Origin of the sequence: Vibrio tapetis subsp. tapetis, assembly GCF_900233005.1 — a bacterium.
Lineage (GTDB): Bacteria > Pseudomonadota > Gammaproteobacteria > Enterobacterales > Vibrionaceae > Vibrio > Vibrio tapetis.
The window spans coordinates 373,998-387,399 of the sequence record NZ_LT960612.1; the positions used below are offsets into that span (position 1 = coordinate 373,998).

General features: G+C 43.1%; 18 protein-coding genes. 14 read left to right on the plus strand and 4 right to left on the minus strand.

What is annotated here, in order from left to right:
• Positions 1 to 49 precede the first annotated feature (49 nt).
• On the minus strand, positions 50 to 964 hold the full coding sequence (locus VTAP4600_RS18765) for a LysR family transcriptional regulator (RefSeq protein WP_102524321.1): 915 nt from the start codon (positions 962 to 964) through the stop codon (positions 50 to 52).
• Between the two features lie 191 nt (positions 965 to 1,155).
• On the opposite strand from VTAP4600_RS18765, the gene VTAP4600_RS18770 reads away from it, so the two are divergent.
• Positions 1,156 to 1,446, plus strand: coding sequence for a putative quinol monooxygenase (locus VTAP4600_RS18770; RefSeq protein ID WP_102524322.1), 291 nt, complete (start codon positions 1,156 to 1,158; stop codon positions 1,444 to 1,446).
• Positions 1,447 to 1,627: 181 nt separating this feature from the next.
• Complete coding sequence (locus VTAP4600_RS18775; protein ID WP_102524323.1) at positions 1,628 to 1,999, plus strand: hypothetical protein; 372 nt, start codon at positions 1,628 to 1,630, stop codon at positions 1,997 to 1,999.
• 91 nt (positions 2,000 to 2,090) lie between these two features.
• On the opposite strand, the gene VTAP4600_RS18780 is transcribed toward VTAP4600_RS18775, so the two are convergent.
• Positions 2,091 to 3,017 (minus strand): DMT family transporter, encoded by a 927-nt coding sequence (locus VTAP4600_RS18780; RefSeq protein WP_102525445.1) that lies wholly within the window; start codon positions 3,015 to 3,017, stop codon positions 2,091 to 2,093.
• A 286-nt stretch (positions 3,018 to 3,303) separates the two neighbouring features.
• Between VTAP4600_RS18780 and VTAP4600_RS18785 the strand changes: the two genes are divergently transcribed.
• The 5 genes from VTAP4600_RS18785 (at position 3,304) to VTAP4600_RS18805 (ending at position 6,763) form a co-directional block, all read left to right on the plus strand.
• Positions 3,304 to 3,618: a hypothetical protein gene (locus tag VTAP4600_RS18785; protein ID WP_102524324.1), complete on the plus strand. Its 315-nt coding sequence runs from the start codon at positions 3,304 to 3,306 to the stop codon at positions 3,616 to 3,618.
• A gap of 38 nt (positions 3,619 to 3,656) precedes the next feature.
• Complete coding sequence (locus VTAP4600_RS18790; protein WP_102524325.1) at positions 3,657 to 4,358, plus strand: helix-turn-helix transcriptional regulator; 702 nt, start codon at positions 3,657 to 3,659, stop codon at positions 4,356 to 4,358.
• 129 nt (positions 4,359 to 4,487) lie between these two features.
• The gene (gene dmeF / locus VTAP4600_RS18795) at positions 4,488 to 5,426 is read left to right on the plus strand and encodes a CDF family Co(II)/Ni(II) efflux transporter DmeF (RefSeq protein ID WP_102524326.1); all 939 of its coding nucleotides are present in this window, start codon (positions 4,488 to 4,490) and stop codon (positions 5,424 to 5,426) included.
• 106 nt (positions 5,427 to 5,532) lie between these two features.
• A complete protein-coding gene (locus tag VTAP4600_RS18800; protein WP_102524327.1) occupies positions 5,533 to 6,252 on the plus strand; it encodes a substrate-binding periplasmic protein in 720 nt (239 codons plus the stop codon).
• A 94-nt stretch (positions 6,253 to 6,346) separates the two neighbouring features.
• The gene (locus VTAP4600_RS18805; RefSeq protein ID WP_102524328.1) at positions 6,347 to 6,763 is read left to right on the plus strand and encodes a MarR family winged helix-turn-helix transcriptional regulator; all 417 of its coding nucleotides are present in this window, start codon (positions 6,347 to 6,349) and stop codon (positions 6,761 to 6,763) included.
• A 57-nt stretch (positions 6,764 to 6,820) separates the two neighbouring features.
• Here the strand turns inward: VTAP4600_RS18805 and VTAP4600_RS18810 are convergent, their stop codons facing one another.
• Positions 6,821 to 7,714 (minus strand): LysR family transcriptional regulator, encoded by an 894-nt coding sequence (locus tag VTAP4600_RS18810; protein WP_102524329.1) that lies wholly within the window; start codon positions 7,712 to 7,714, stop codon positions 6,821 to 6,823.
• A 100-nt stretch (positions 7,715 to 7,814) separates the two neighbouring features.
• Between VTAP4600_RS18810 and VTAP4600_RS18815 the strand changes: the two genes are divergently transcribed.
• Complete coding sequence (locus tag VTAP4600_RS18815) at positions 7,815 to 8,480, plus strand: NAD(P)-dependent oxidoreductase (protein ID WP_102524330.1); 666 nt, start codon at positions 7,815 to 7,817, stop codon at positions 8,478 to 8,480.
• 26 nt (positions 8,481 to 8,506) lie between these two features.
• Here VTAP4600_RS18815 and catB read toward each other — a convergent pair whose 3' ends face one another.
• Positions 8,507 to 9,139 carry a type B chloramphenicol O-acetyltransferase gene (gene catB / locus VTAP4600_RS18820; RefSeq protein ID WP_102524331.1) on the minus strand — a complete coding sequence of 211 codons (633 nt, stop codon included), beginning with the start codon at positions 9,137 to 9,139 and terminating at the stop codon, positions 8,507 to 8,509.
• Positions 9,140 to 9,450: 311 nt separating this feature from the next.
• Between catB and VTAP4600_RS18825 the strand changes: the two genes are divergently transcribed.
• The 6 genes from VTAP4600_RS18825 (at position 9,451) to VTAP4600_RS18850 (ending at position 13,402) form a co-directional block, all read left to right on the plus strand.
• Entirely contained in the window at positions 9,451 to 9,927 is a 477-nt protein-coding gene (locus tag VTAP4600_RS18825) for a hypothetical protein (protein WP_102524332.1), read from the plus strand.
• A 30-nt stretch (positions 9,928 to 9,957) separates the two neighbouring features.
• Positions 9,958 to 10,437 (plus strand): hypothetical protein, encoded by a 480-nt coding sequence (locus VTAP4600_RS18830; protein ID WP_102524333.1) that lies wholly within the window; start codon positions 9,958 to 9,960, stop codon positions 10,435 to 10,437.
• Positions 10,438 to 10,517: 80 nt separating this feature from the next.
• Positions 10,518 to 10,994, plus strand: coding sequence for a hypothetical protein (locus VTAP4600_RS18835; protein ID WP_102524334.1), 477 nt, complete (start codon positions 10,518 to 10,520; stop codon positions 10,992 to 10,994).
• Positions 10,995 to 11,024: 30 nt separating this feature from the next.
• Positions 11,025 to 11,501 (plus strand): hypothetical protein, encoded by a 477-nt coding sequence (locus VTAP4600_RS18840; protein WP_102524335.1) that lies wholly within the window; start codon positions 11,025 to 11,027, stop codon positions 11,499 to 11,501.
• Positions 11,502 to 11,531: 30 nt separating this feature from the next.
• Positions 11,532 to 12,008, plus strand: a complete 477-nt coding sequence (locus VTAP4600_RS18845; protein WP_102525446.1) for a hypothetical protein — start codon at positions 11,532 to 11,534, stop codon at positions 12,006 to 12,008.
• Between the two features lie 248 nt (positions 12,009 to 12,256).
• Positions 12,257 to 13,402 carry a site-2 protease family protein gene (locus VTAP4600_RS18850; RefSeq protein WP_102524336.1) on the plus strand — a complete coding sequence of 382 codons (1,146 nt, stop codon included), beginning with the start codon at positions 12,257 to 12,259 and terminating at the stop codon, positions 13,400 to 13,402.

Here is a 13,402-nt window from a genome sequence, read left to right on the forward strand (position 1 = left end):
TGAATCATAGCCAAAGATAATCGCAACGAGGCTACTATCAAATCGGTCGCTATCGAATCGAATACTCAGCCAAGGCCATCACCGCCCGAATTTCTTCTCGCAGCCATTTATGAGCGGAGTCACTGTCGTATTTGGGATGCCACATGAGCCAATATTGGTGCTTGGCCATATCAATCGGCAAGGATTTATACTTCAAATCCCAGTGTTTACTCAAATTCCTTGCTATGTGCTCGGGTACGACCATCAAGTGCTCACTGGATACCAATCGGTTAATGGCAGCAGAAAAGAAAGGGACTTTTAACGTAATATGGCGTTCCAACCCCAGATTCCTAAGCGCCAGATCGGTGTGCGAATCTTTATCGCCCCCTCCTGTCACCTTAATATGTGAATAACGTATCAAGTCGTTCACTTCAAGATCAGGGTTATCAGCCAAAGGATGACTCGCACTCATCAGACAAACTGAATAGTCAGACCCAATGTTTATGCTCGACACCCCTTCAGGTTTCTCAGGGTACATAGACGAAGCAATATGAATCCCTGTTTCATGAAGTTTGTCCAACTGATCCGGCTGCCAAAGCCGGTAAGTCATATCTAACTGAGGGGCAAGATCACTTAAATGCGCGGCGATATCAGGCAGCACATACTGCGCCACGTAATCACTGGAAGCCAGTACGACCTCCCCTTGCCAGTCACTAGGAGCAAACGGCTTTTCATCCAACAGGTGATCAAATTCAGAAAACAAAGCATCTAATTTGCCTCGCAAAACGAGAGCTCTTGGCGTCGGTATGAGCAAATTACCCTGACGCACAAGCAGCGGGTCAGCACACAACTCACGTAATTGAGAAAGTTGGCGGCTCACAGCAGATTGACTTATATTCAACCTATTCGCTGTTCGGCTCACATGGCACTCTTCCAACAACACTTGTAATGAGCGCAATAAATTTAGATTAATATTATTTAACATACGCTACCTACTTAACTAAGTGACCAATTAACGCGATTTCTTCAGCCTTAATTATCAAATTTATTTTGATAATATTTCAATCATTGCGCTGTTTTTGTTTTTAAGATTTACTCTATCATAGCGCTCAACAACACAAGAGCAATCAAGATATTCGGACATTTTTCCCGTCAAATTTAATGATAAGGCAAAACATGACAAAGCTAACCATCGTCGCTAACATCGTAGCAAACGAAGACAAAATCGAACTCGTTCGCACAGAACTGCTTAAGTTAATCGAACTTACTCGAGCTGAAGAAGGTTGCATTAACTACGATTTACATCAAGACAACGACAACCCAGCCCATTTCGTATTTTATGAAAACTGGACCTCACGCGAGCTGCTTCAAGCTCATCTAGCTAGCCAGCATATTGCCGACTACGTAGCCGCTACTGAAGGTAGTGTCGCGCAATTTACCCTTAACGAAATGACGCATATTGGCTAGACAGCCCCTCATTACCTAAGCGTTCTTAAAGCTGGGTATCTCACCAAATAAGTAACAGGATCACTGTAACGTTATTTTTTTGCTGTTGCGTAGCTTTACTTCAATCCAAACGTTGATGTTAACGCGAGATAAAGCGTACACTGGGCTTAGTGATGATACCTAGTAAAAAGGACAACCAGTAATGACTCATGAAACGAAAACAATGGAAGTACCTGTCGCAATAGCGGAACGAGTACAGGCTTTGATTGATTCCTACGAAGCCCAAGAGAAGTTTAAGGCTGAACGCAAAGTCGTTGTAAATAACTTTCTCTCTATGGACAACCTGAGTTGTGAGATGGGCGTTTATAGCTTGCCACAAGGTGAGCTGCTAGACACGCTTAGGTATGTTTACGAAATCTCTGGTACTAACAGTCGCTTTATCAAAAACATCCTGACTCAATCAAGAGAGAACCCAAAAAAGGTTTTATCTGATGCCCAACGATCATCAGCTAAAAGCTTACTATTCAACCTGCTTAATGACCCATCAGTCATTTCTGCGATGAAAGAGATGTAACCACTTTTACACCGAGACTAAGCCAAGTTGTCTCATATTGGGACAACTTGTATTTATCCTATCCCCCTCATATCGACATGCGAAACCGTCGTCATTCACTGGCTATTATCTTCGAACGACGCCACAAGCGACCATCAATTGCAGACAAACCCAGCGCAATTAATGCCATACCAACGAAGTGGATCGGTGCCAATGATTCATTTAAAAATAACCACCCTAGTAAAATCGCTGACACTGGCACCAATAACGTCACCAACAACACGTTTGTCGCCCCTGCTCGTTCTAGGATTTTAAAATACACTACGTAAGCCAACGCCGTAGAAAGCACAGCTAACGCGATCATTGACCACCAAGTTTCCGTGCTAATTCTCGCCATATCTATCGCTCCGTCGGTATACAAGGTAATAGGGATGAGCACCAAGGTCGATGCCGTCACCTGCCCTGCAGCAATGATTATTGGACTGACACCCATGGCTTTAAAACGACGCCCATAAACACCCGCAAATGCATAAGACAATGCCGCACCAATAATGGCAAACTGGGCAAGTAAATTTCCGCCACCCACTAAGCTGGGAACTCCAAGCATCACAACAACCCCTGAAAAGCCCGCCGCTACGCCGACTAATTTAAGTTTTGTTACTCGCTCGTCTGGCAACAAAGTGCCTGCTACCACAACTGCAAAAATCGGCGTGGCGGCGTTAAGAATAGACGCTAATCCCGAAGCTATTTGAGTTTGTCCCCACACAATAAACGTAAATGGAATAACGTTATTCAGTAACCCCATACCTAGGAAGGCCAGCCAAACACTCGGCTTCTTGGGTGGTTTCAACCCAATAAGCAGTGCGATTACCCACAATGTTACCGCTGCCAGCCCAACTCTAAAGGTCACGATCGTGAGAGGAGGCAGTTCCGATACCGCCACGCCAACAAAGAAAAATGATCCGCCCCAAAGAATAGAAAGCAAAATCAGCATAGCCCAAACAGAGGCACTCATCGCGTTATTAATAGAGGTGTTCATAATCAACTCTTTATTATTTTGAAGGCGTAATGGTAGTAATGTCGAGCGAATGCAAAGGCTCATTGTTCGTTGTCTTGTGGCGTCAACCTAAGTGAATTCCATTCGACTGGAACGGCTCCCATCCGTGTACTTTTTAATCAAGCTCTCTACTATGAGTCAAAGTACCACCAATGCCAAGTCTCTTAACTTGTGCGCTCACAACAAAGATCGAATCACTCCTGACAGGTTCTGACAATCCACTTAGGTATCCTTAACTCGACCTCAACAACACTAATAAGGACATACCATGCAACAAGTTATCGAAATCGTATCGTATAAAGCCAATGAAAATGTGTCAGAACAAGATATGATCGCAGCATCAGAGCAAAGCCATAAGTTCATTGCGAGTCTTCCGGGTTTCTTATATCGTTCAGTGAGTCATAATCCTGAAACTCAGTCTTGGACCGATGTCGTTTATTGGCGCAACCTAGACGACGCGAAATCCGCAGGTGAACAATTTATGCAATCTGCTGACTGCCAACCATTGGTTGCGCTGATCAGCCAAGAGAGCCTATCGATGCAGCACCAGTTCATTAAAATGAGCGGTGAATGCCAAGCTTAACTTCGTAATACAGCTTCTAAGCCAGCAAAGAGGAAAACATGAGTAAATCGGAACGTTTATTTGAATTGCTCACTTTGCTGCGCTCAAAGCGCTACGCTGTAACGGCTGTCGAACTGGCTAACCGAATGCAGGTTAGCGAGCGAACCATTTATCGCGATATTCAGTCGCTGATCCATTCCGGTGTTCCCATTCAAGGGGAGGCCGGAATTGGCTATATCTTACAAGCCGGGTCTCACCTGCCACCGCTTATGTTTACCGAAAAAGAAATGGTCGCTCTTGAACTTGGCATGCGAATGGTTCGCGCTTGGTCTGATGCTGAATTGGCCGATGCCAGCCGCTCTGCTTCCACCAAAATACTCTCGGTATTGCCAGATAAACAGAAGAGTCAGGTAGAGAGCTTTCCCATCCTGGTGCCTAACTTTCATATTCAAACTCAGGCTGCAAAGCGCGGTCAGATGTTACGCCACGCTACAGATAGCCAACTCAAAGTGCGCATCGGTTATGTAGCAGAACACGGTGATTCAAGCCAAAGGGTTCTTCATCCGTTAGGCCAGGTATTTTGGGGCAAAGTATGGACCCTCATCGCGTGGTGTGAACTGCGAGAGAGTTACCGTAATTTTCGCCTAGATCGGATCGAGAAATTAGAAGTGCTCGATGAGAGCTTTGACATCAGTGAAACGAAATCTCTTACCCACTATATGTCCATTTATATCCCACCTGAACATCATGGTTCTCAGTAACCTTTAACGTTACTGCCCCTATCTAGTTGCTGTTCTTATCACTGATGGCCCCCGTTTATTGACAAGCTTTGATTACCAAACTACATTAACAATCAAACATTTTGACAATCAAACTAAATAGGTCACCTTTTGCAATTCTCCTCTGAACACAGCCACAATTTTAGCGCTCATAATCAAAAAGGTGAGCAACGTACCGTCTATGTACTCATATTGACCGTCACAGCAATGGTGGCAGAAATCGTAGCGGGCACCGTATATGGTTCAATGGCTCTGCTCGCAGACGGCTGGCATATGGGCACTCATGCCGCCGCATTTTGCATTACATTATTTGCTTATCGTTACGCCAAAAAACACGAAAACAGTGGTAAATTCTCATTTGGAGCAGGAAAAGTCAGCGTTTTAGGGGGCTACACCAGTGCTATTGCGTTAGGGAACGTCGCGCTAATGATGGTCATAGAGTCTGTCAATCGACTCTTTCACCCTCAAGATATACAGTTTAATGAAGCCATTATGGTCGCTATTATCGGGTTAATTGTAAACGTAGTGAGCATGTACCTTCTGCATGATCATCATGACCACTCTCACCATCATGATCACCAGGGCCATACAAGCCTTGAGCACACGAACGATGAACATAGCCACGGACACCACGACCACAACTTACGCGCTGCTTATTTACACGTATTCGCTGATACGCTAACGTCTTTACTCGCCATCGTTGCGTTACTGTTTGGTAAGTACTTGGGATGGAACTGGTTAGATGCCGTTATGGGTATTGTGGGTGCGATTGTGATTGCTAAATGGACAATAGGCTTGATGAAACAAACCAGTCCTATCCTATTAGATGAGAGCGGCACTCATACACATAAGCAGAAGATCATCGATGCACTCTCCCCATGGGCAAAAATCAAAGACTTACATATTTGGAAAGTGAGCAGCCACCACTATTCAGCCGCCATCATTCTTGAATCTGATAGTGATAAAACCGTTCAAGATTTCAAAGACATCTTGGCTCGCTTCGATTCCATTCATCACCTCACTTTGGAGCTCAACCCACGACTAAGTTAGGTCTCCCATTTCAGGTGCATTCAAGCGTATTAATTGGGGCTCGAGTTACCGTTTTGTTCAGTTCTTCCTATACTGAAAGTTAACTTAACTCTACTCGGTATAAGTGATGAAAACTTTCGCTCTTGGATTAACGTTCGTTCTCTTTAGCGTATCAGCATTCAGTGCACCTGTTGTACTCACAACACACAATTTGTCACCTTATGGCAGCTACCCCAGCGATGCCGAAATTCGTAAAATCGCTGATCATCAATTTACGGGCGTAGCGATAGACAGGTTAAGATGTACGTTTGAACGTATGGGCCAAGAGCTACAGGTATTGGTGGTTCCGTGGAGACGAGCCCAACATATGGCAGAGGCTCATGAAGTTGACGGATTCTTTGCTGGCTCACAAAATGCCTACCGAGATAGCTACGCCGTTATGTCTGACGTACTCGCCAGCCAAAATTGGCAATGGTACTGGGTTCCCAGTAATGATAGGCCAGCCAATACCAAAGTGAGCCGAGACAACCTCGGGCGAATCGGAGCATTTCAAGGATCCAATATGGCCAAATGGCTAGAGTCTAACCTGTACCCGATTAATAGCCGCCCTAAAACCACAGAGCAGTTAATGCTCCAGTTAAAGATGGGGCGAATTGATACCATCATGGCGAACAATTTGGCTATGGATCAACTAAGTAGGCAGTACGGATGGCAGGAAGTATTCGCAACCGAAATTGCCAAAGAAAAGCCACTTGGGGTTTACTTCACTAAACACTTCTTAAAACAAAACCCTGAGTTTATGGCAAAATTTAATACAGAGCTTGCGGTTTGCAAGCGTGAAGAATAGCCCGTCATTAGGTAGGATGTACTGCAGTAGTTAAACAAAATTAGCAGAAGTTTGATAACATCGACTTTACTGTTTAATCTCCCCTTGGCCAGACATGCTACCTATTGAAAAACTGAATCAAGCTTTAACTGAGTTCTACGACAAAATGTCGTCTTGGGAACAGTCCGTTGTAAAAGAAACGGGGTATTCACTTGCGCAAGTACATACCATTGAAGTACTTGGTAATCACGGTGCCTTAAGAATGAAAGAACTGGCACAAAAACTCAGTATCACCACCGGAACGCTCACCGTTCAAATAGAAAAACTGGTTAAGGCTGAGCTCATTGAACGTCGTCCTCACCCTGAAGACCGTCGAGCTATTGTGGTGACTCTCACCTCTGAGGGCGAGAAGATTCACCGTCATCACAATCAATTGCATCTAAACCTAGTTAAAGAGCTCACTGCCAGTATCCCTTCAGATCAGAGCGAAATTTTATTAACCTGTTTAGCCAAAATGAATCAAGAATTCTGAGCTTGCTATAACAACTTAAGCAAACTGACCTGAATTGAAAATTGCTCCGTCAGTCCATCACTCTGGGGAACTGAACGCGAGTTTTATCTCATCTATTAGCAACTTAGTTCGTCTTGCCATATGTAGACGCGCCGGATAAAGCAATGAAATCGACATCGACTGATGGCTCCAATCCGGCAATACTGGAATTAGCCGCCCCTTCGCCACTAGCACATTGCCCGTGTGTTCAGTCATCATTCCAAGCCCAAAGTTTTGTTCAATAAGTGGACTATAGCTAGCAACACTACTGGCGACATGTTGGTAATGAGGCCATAGCGTAAATTCGCCTCCATTTTGGGAAACCAGCTTAAATTGGCTGACTTTGGCATCTTCACTCATGGCTATCCACCGATAATCATTTAACTGTTCTGGGCTATCAGGAAGTGAGTCTTTTAGCTCTGGGCTGGCATAGACTTTAAGGTGAGTTTTAGCTAATGGCAGAGAGATCAGTCCAGAATCAGGCAGTTCCCCTGAGCGAATAGCCAAATCAATCGAATCATCAATAATAGATAATGGCAGCTCTGTTATTTGCAGGTCTAGCTCGACTTCTGGGTAATTTTGGCAGAATCGCTTCAAAATAGGCAGTAATAAGTGCTCATAAAAATCATTGGTTGTGGTTATGCGGATCTTCCCTTTTACTTCTTCAGCAAAACTTTTTACTTCTTCAACTCCCTCAACGCCGTGGCGCATGATATGACACACATGCTGGTATAATGCTTGCCCTTCCGGCGTTATATTGACTTTTCTGGTGCTTCGCTGAAACAGTTTTACTTCAAGGTAGCTCTCCAAACGGCTGATCTGTTCACTCACTTTTCCTCGCGGCATACCTAAGCGTTTACCCGCTAAAGTGAAACTGCCCGTTTCAACGACGGCTGCGAATATCGCCATTGGTTTAAGATAATTAAGTAGCATTAATTGATACCGTTTTAGAATCAAAGATAACCAATACTACCCCCTAATCATACAGATGAACAAGTGACATACTGTTGTTAAACCAAATAAGGAAGAAGCTATGACAGTTAAAACACTCGCGATTCTAGGCGGAACAGGGCTCGTTGGACAACAAGTCGTTAAAGAGGCACTTGCACTGAATTACCACTTAAGAATATTAGCGCGCACCCCCTCTAAGGTAAGCGCACACCCAAATATTACCGTTATTAAAGGAGATGCAAGAGACGAGAACGCTCTCAATTCATTAGTCAAAGGTGTTGAAGCCGTCGTATCAACACTGGGGCCTGCCGGCATGAATAAAAGCATCAAAACGGCAAAATTATCGGCCAAAGAGATGCCCTGTTTTAACAGTACACAAGCCTTGCTGCCAATACTGAAAAAGCATGGCATCCGTCGATTCATACTCACTAGCGGCGTAAGCTCTCGCGTTTCTGGAGACGATAATAATTTTATTATGAAGATCTTATTGAATAAAATCGCCCCAGCACTATTGGGAGACATTTATATAGATCGAGAAAAAGAATACCAGTTGCTAGCACAATCGGATGTTAATTGGACAATGGCCCGCTGCGGCGCTATGGACACCAACCCACCCAGTTCCTCACTTAAAACAAGTAGCACCACATTTCAGGGTGGTAAAATCAGCGTTCAACTGCTCGCCCGGTTTTTATTAACTCAGGTGGATGATCAACAGTTTATTGGCAAAGGTGTCTACCTTGCCAGCTAAGCCAACATCGGTACAGTAGGTCAGAACTATTGGGTAATCGTACGCTGCCAGTACGCGTGCAAACCAGTAATATCCGACGAGCACATTAACGCCATCGCCCCTTTCAATTGCTCGTCGCTCCATTGCCACCACTGCATTTCCAGAAGCTGTGCAATTTCTTGCTCAGAAAATCGAAAACGAATGTGTTTTGCTGGGTTTGAACCGACAACAGAATAAGGCGCCACATCTTTGGTAACGACAGCTCGGCTTGCGATGATTGCCCCATCCCCTACCGTCACCCCACTCATGATCATGGCTTCGCTGCCAATCCAAACATCATTCCCTATCACAGTATCGCCAGCACGCTGGAAACCATCTTTAGCACCGATAAAGTTTTCGTTATCTTGGTAGAAAAATGGAAAAGTGCTCACCCATTTATTTTGGTGACCTTGATTGCCTGCCATCATAAATACCGCGCCCGAACCAACAGAGCAATAACTGCCAATGATCAACTTATCCACATCGTCTCTGTCGGAGATAAGGTATCGCGCACAATCATCAAAACTGTGGTTATGGTAATACCCTGAGTAATAGCTGTGTTTACCCACGACGATGTTCGAATTGGTGATTTGATCGGCGATAGATACCCCTTTAAACGGGCTCTCGAAATAGTTGTTCATTGCTATCCTTAAAACTGTTTTTACATTAAGAACCAAAACACTGAACAAGCATTTTATGCTCATTTAAGCTCACGACAACCCCAGTTTTTTCTTCTCACCTATTGAAGTGCTTCGCATATAACAGCGAATCGACGCATAAGTTTTATATAGACTGGAAGTGACTTCACATTCATTTCGCTCGTTTAAAAACAATCAATATTGATGTTTTACACACCGAATTTCAGCATGTGATTATTTCCCCTTTAAAGCAAGGATGCGCCAATTGTGCCTAACCCCAGTAAATCAGCGCTTTTGAAAAGGATTGAGGAAGAATGACAGAGGATTTTTTTGAAAAGCACGAGTTATCACTCTGGATTTTTGCTTGTGGCATATCAAATGTCATCTTGCTCTTACTTGGTGGAGGGGGAGCGTGCTTCGTAGTGATAATCTCAATTCAAACATTCACCGGAGAATTATCTACAGAACAATTTGGAATATCGTTGACAATAATAGAAGTATTAATGGCCCTAGCCATAACTTTATCTAATATTTTCATTTTTCGAGGTAAGCCAAGAGCCTTGGTGGTGAATAAACTCATTGCCTATGTCCAAATCACTAGTTATTTCTTATTCGCGATAATATTTGAACACGAAGATAAATGGCTAGGCCTATTTTTCGGCGTATTGCCTCTAATGTCACTTTGGTTAATGTCCACCTCAAAGCATCGTGCCTTTGTCGGCTACCATGAAGCGCTTCATAAAGACCCTGTCGGTTTTCGCCAAAAACTACTGGATAGAGCTCTTAGTTAACCATCAGGATTTATGAGGAACTCGGAATCCATGACAGATAATTTCTTTAAAAATCACGAACTATCGCTATGGATTTTTGCCGTTGGAGTGTTAGTAATTATGACTATATTGATTGGCGGAGGTATTGCTGTGTTTTTATTGACCATTATCCTCGAGCGATATGTAGGTTACTTTTCCATTATGGAATACTTCGCTCTTGCCGGTATATTTTCGATTCTAATGGTTTTAATTACCTCGATAGCAAACTTACTCATAATTAAAGGGAAACCTCGTGCTAAGCAATTAAATATTATTAACATCTATTTTCAAATTGTATGCTATCTATTGTTTGCAATGACCTTTGAACACGAAGATAAGTGGCTAGGAGTGCTATTCGGAGTATTACCTCTCCTGTCTCTTTGGTTAATGTCCACTCAAAAATACCACGCTTTTGTCGCTTATTACGAAGCACTTTACCAAGACCCAGCTGGTTTTCGAGAAAAGTTACTACAAAGACTCAATAACTCATAAATAGGAACCTTGATTGATATTCACGGAATGTAACACGTCCAAGACTCAAGTTATCAGTATAGTCGAAGAGCTTGGTAACAATGAAAGATGATTTTTTTGAAAACCATGAATTATCGATCTGGATTTTTTTTGTCGGTATCGCCGTTATCATATCCATGATGATAGGGGGAGGCGTTACCATACCTCTGTTGCTATTTACACTAGAGCAGCTCATCGGAGAATTCACGCCAAAAATGTATGGTATTCACTTTGTACTACTAGTGATCACAATGACTCTTTTCACTGTTGTACCTAGTTTATTCATTATTCGAGGCAAAAAGGCACTCGTTAAGGTGAATAAAATGACCATTTTTATTCAGGTCGTGATCTATTGTTTTGCTTTGGTAATCTATGAACATGAGTATAAATACTTTTTCCTAAGCTTCGTCAGTTTTCCACTACTGGCCCTATGGCTAATGTCCACTCCAAAGTATCGCGCCTTTGTCGCTTACCACGAGGCGCTTCATAAAGACCCTATCGGTTTTCGACAAAAACTACTGGATAGAGCTATTGGTTAATCATCAGGCTCTATGAGGAACTCAGAAACAATGAAAAATGACTTCTTTGAAAGTCACGAATTAACGCCCTGGATATTTGTTATTGGTATATCCGTAATTATGACTTTGATCATTGGTGGAGGAGCAGCTTGTTTCCTACTGCTATTAACTGTGCATCAAGTACTTGGGTATTTTACGATTGGAGAGTACCTTGCTGCGGGGTACGTACTTGGCATAGTGATGACTATTTCAACTTCAATTACGAATATATTAATCTTCAGAGGTAAACCTAAAGCTACTATTATCAATAAGATATATTTGTACTTTCAACTAGCCGGTTATTTTATAGTTCTACTTATTTTTGAAGATGATTATAAGTGGTTTTTCATGAGTTGTTCGATTTTCTCCATTCTGGCGGGCTGGCTCATATCGACCCCAAGGTATCACTCCTTTGTCGCTTTTTACGAAGCTCTTCATAAAGATCCTGTCGGTTTTCGCCAAAAACTACTGGATAGAGCTCTTAGTTAACCATCAGGATTTATGAGGAACTCGGAACCCATGACAGATAATTTCTTTAAAAATCACGAACTATCGCTATGGATTTTTGCCGTTGGTATCACCGTGATCATGTCGATTTTAATTGGTGGAGGCATTGCTGTAATCCTTCTGACCTTCGTTCTTGCGCAACATATAGATTACTTTTCAACTATGGAGTACTTTGTTTTTGCTGGAGCACTAGGCGTAATAATGTCTCTGACCACTTCGATAACAAATTTACTGATAATTAGAGGTAGAGCTTACGCAGTAGGAATAAATATAATTAACATTTATTTCCAGATTTGTTGTTATATTTTATTTGCTGTATTCCTTGAGCACAAAGATAAATGGCAGGGGTTAGTTTTCTCAATATTACCTTTTCTTTCTCTTTGGCTAATGTCCACTCCAAGGTATCGCGCCTTTGTCGCTTACCACGAGGCGCTTCACAAAGACCCTATCGGTTTTCGACAAAAGTTACTGGAAAGAATCAGTGGTTAGAAGTCTCATATCCGTTCTCGTCACACTTGTAGCACAGCACTTATTCGCTAATGGGTAAGTGCTCCTAAAGCGCTTTGAATCCATATTAGTAAACTCATTGTCGGCCTTTTTCATTCGAATGATAAGTCGCACTATTAAATTCAGTCGTCGCTTTGCTAGTACACAGGTAATCTGCACGCTAGAATAGCGCACACGACTCGCGGCATGAGGTCATCGGCTGCTTTGTTATCAAATAGAGTGAAAATACATTGGAATTACTAAATATCGACTGCTTAGGCAAGCCACTGCGCCTTGAAGGATCTATGGCGGGTTGGCAACAACTCTTTTGGGACAACCAAGTGGTTTCCGTCATTCATGCTTCAAGTGATTATGAAGGCATCAAAGAACATCAATTTTCTCTGAGTACACAACCGACACATACCTCCGGGAATCTAGATGCCAATACGTTAGGTGAAGCCGACGTAGCTCAGCAAACCCAAACCATTAACGTGCGCTTGGTTACAGACCTAACTTGGCAGCCCTTTGCGATAAGCTACCAGCTTTTTGTTAATGATGAAGCCATTGTCGACGGCAGTCGAAATACCAAAGACATCGAACAGCAAACGCCTGTCACACCGATTGAAAAGCAAAACAAACTCAGCATTATTGGCTTGGCTTCACTCGGGTTCAAACTACTAAAAAGCGCCAAAGTCATTAAAGTGGTGTTAATGGGGGCCAGTGTCGCCGCCTATTCTTGGCTTTTTTCGTTTCAATTTGCGCTCGCGTTAATCGCCTGTTTAGTGTTTCACGAATACGGCCACATTCGTGCGATGCAATATTTTGGCATGAAGACCAAAGGCATTTATTTGATCCCATTTATGGGTGGCTTAGCACTAAGTGACGAGCGAATTAATACACGCTGGCAAGATGTCGTGATTTCAATCATGGGCCCTACTTTTGGCCTACTGATGTCTGTTGCATCTTTGCTCGCATATTGGGTCACGGGATCAGATTTCTTTGCAGGCCTTGCTGCATTTAATGCGTTATTGAATTTGTTTAATTTGTTGCCCATCTTGCCACTTGATGGCGGCCACATACTTAAAAGTATCAGCTTTTCGATGAACTCTGTTGTTGGTTTATCACTGTGTATTGCTGGCGCGGCATTTGGTGTGTTTTTAAGCTATTCATTGAACCTGACGCTACTTGGTTTTATGTTGCTCATTGGTAGTATCGAAATCGTGGTGGAATGGCGTACACGTCACCATAGCCATCTACTGCCTTTGGATCGTTCAGGACAGATCTTTTCGGCATGTTGGTATATCGCGACGGTCGCCTGTCTAATCGGAATCATCTGGTATTTGGCGGGTACTGGCGACGACATGCTTGGCTTGCCGTTGAAGATTTTGCAAAGTTAA

Bases quoted from the DNA above. Each gene is read 5' to 3' on its own strand.
- VTAP4600_RS18810 (WP_102524329.1), bottom strand. From the start codon at position 7,714: ATGCTACTTAATTATCTTAAACCAATGGCGATATTCGCAGCCGTCGTT.
- VTAP4600_RS18770 (WP_102524322.1), top strand. From the start codon at position 1,156: ATGACAAAGCTAACCATCGTCGCTAACATCGTAGCAAACGAAGACAAA.
- VTAP4600_RS18775 (WP_102524323.1), top strand. From the start codon at position 1,628: ATGACTCATGAAACGAAAACAATGGAAGTACCTGTCGCAATAGCGGAA.
- VTAP4600_RS18785 (WP_102524324.1), top strand. From the start codon at position 3,304: ATGCAACAAGTTATCGAAATCGTATCGTATAAAGCCAATGAAAATGTG.
- VTAP4600_RS18825 (WP_102524332.1), top strand. From the start codon at position 9,451: ATGACAGAGGATTTTTTTGAAAAGCACGAGTTATCACTCTGGATTTTT.
- VTAP4600_RS18835 (WP_102524334.1), top strand. From the start codon at position 10,518: ATGAAAGATGATTTTTTTGAAAACCATGAATTATCGATCTGGATTTTT.
- VTAP4600_RS18840 (WP_102524335.1), top strand. From the start codon at position 11,025: ATGAAAAATGACTTCTTTGAAAGTCACGAATTAACGCCCTGGATATTT.
- VTAP4600_RS18790 (WP_102524325.1), top strand. From the start codon at position 3,657: ATGAGTAAATCGGAACGTTTATTTGAATTGCTCACTTTGCTGCGCTCA.
- catB (WP_102524331.1), bottom strand. From the start codon at position 9,139: ATGAACAACTATTTCGAGAGCCCGTTTAAAGGGGTATCTATCGCCGAT.
- VTAP4600_RS18780 (WP_102525445.1), bottom strand. From the start codon at position 3,017: ATGAACACCTCTATTAATAACGCGATGAGTGCCTCTGTTTGGGCTATG.
- VTAP4600_RS18765 (WP_102524321.1), bottom strand. From the start codon at position 964: ATGTTAAATAATATTAATCTAAATTTATTGCGCTCATTACAAGTGTTG.
- VTAP4600_RS18830 (WP_102524333.1), top strand. From the start codon at position 9,958: ATGACAGATAATTTCTTTAAAAATCACGAACTATCGCTATGGATTTTT.
- VTAP4600_RS18815 (WP_102524330.1), top strand. From the start codon at position 7,815: ATGACAGTTAAAACACTCGCGATTCTAGGCGGAACAGGGCTCGTTGGA.
- VTAP4600_RS18800 (WP_102524327.1), top strand. From the start codon at position 5,533: ATGAAAACTTTCGCTCTTGGATTAACGTTCGTTCTCTTTAGCGTATCA.
- VTAP4600_RS18805 (WP_102524328.1), top strand. From the start codon at position 6,347: ATGCTACCTATTGAAAAACTGAATCAAGCTTTAACTGAGTTCTACGAC.
- VTAP4600_RS18845 (WP_102525446.1), top strand. From the start codon at position 11,532: ATGACAGATAATTTCTTTAAAAATCACGAACTATCGCTATGGATTTTT.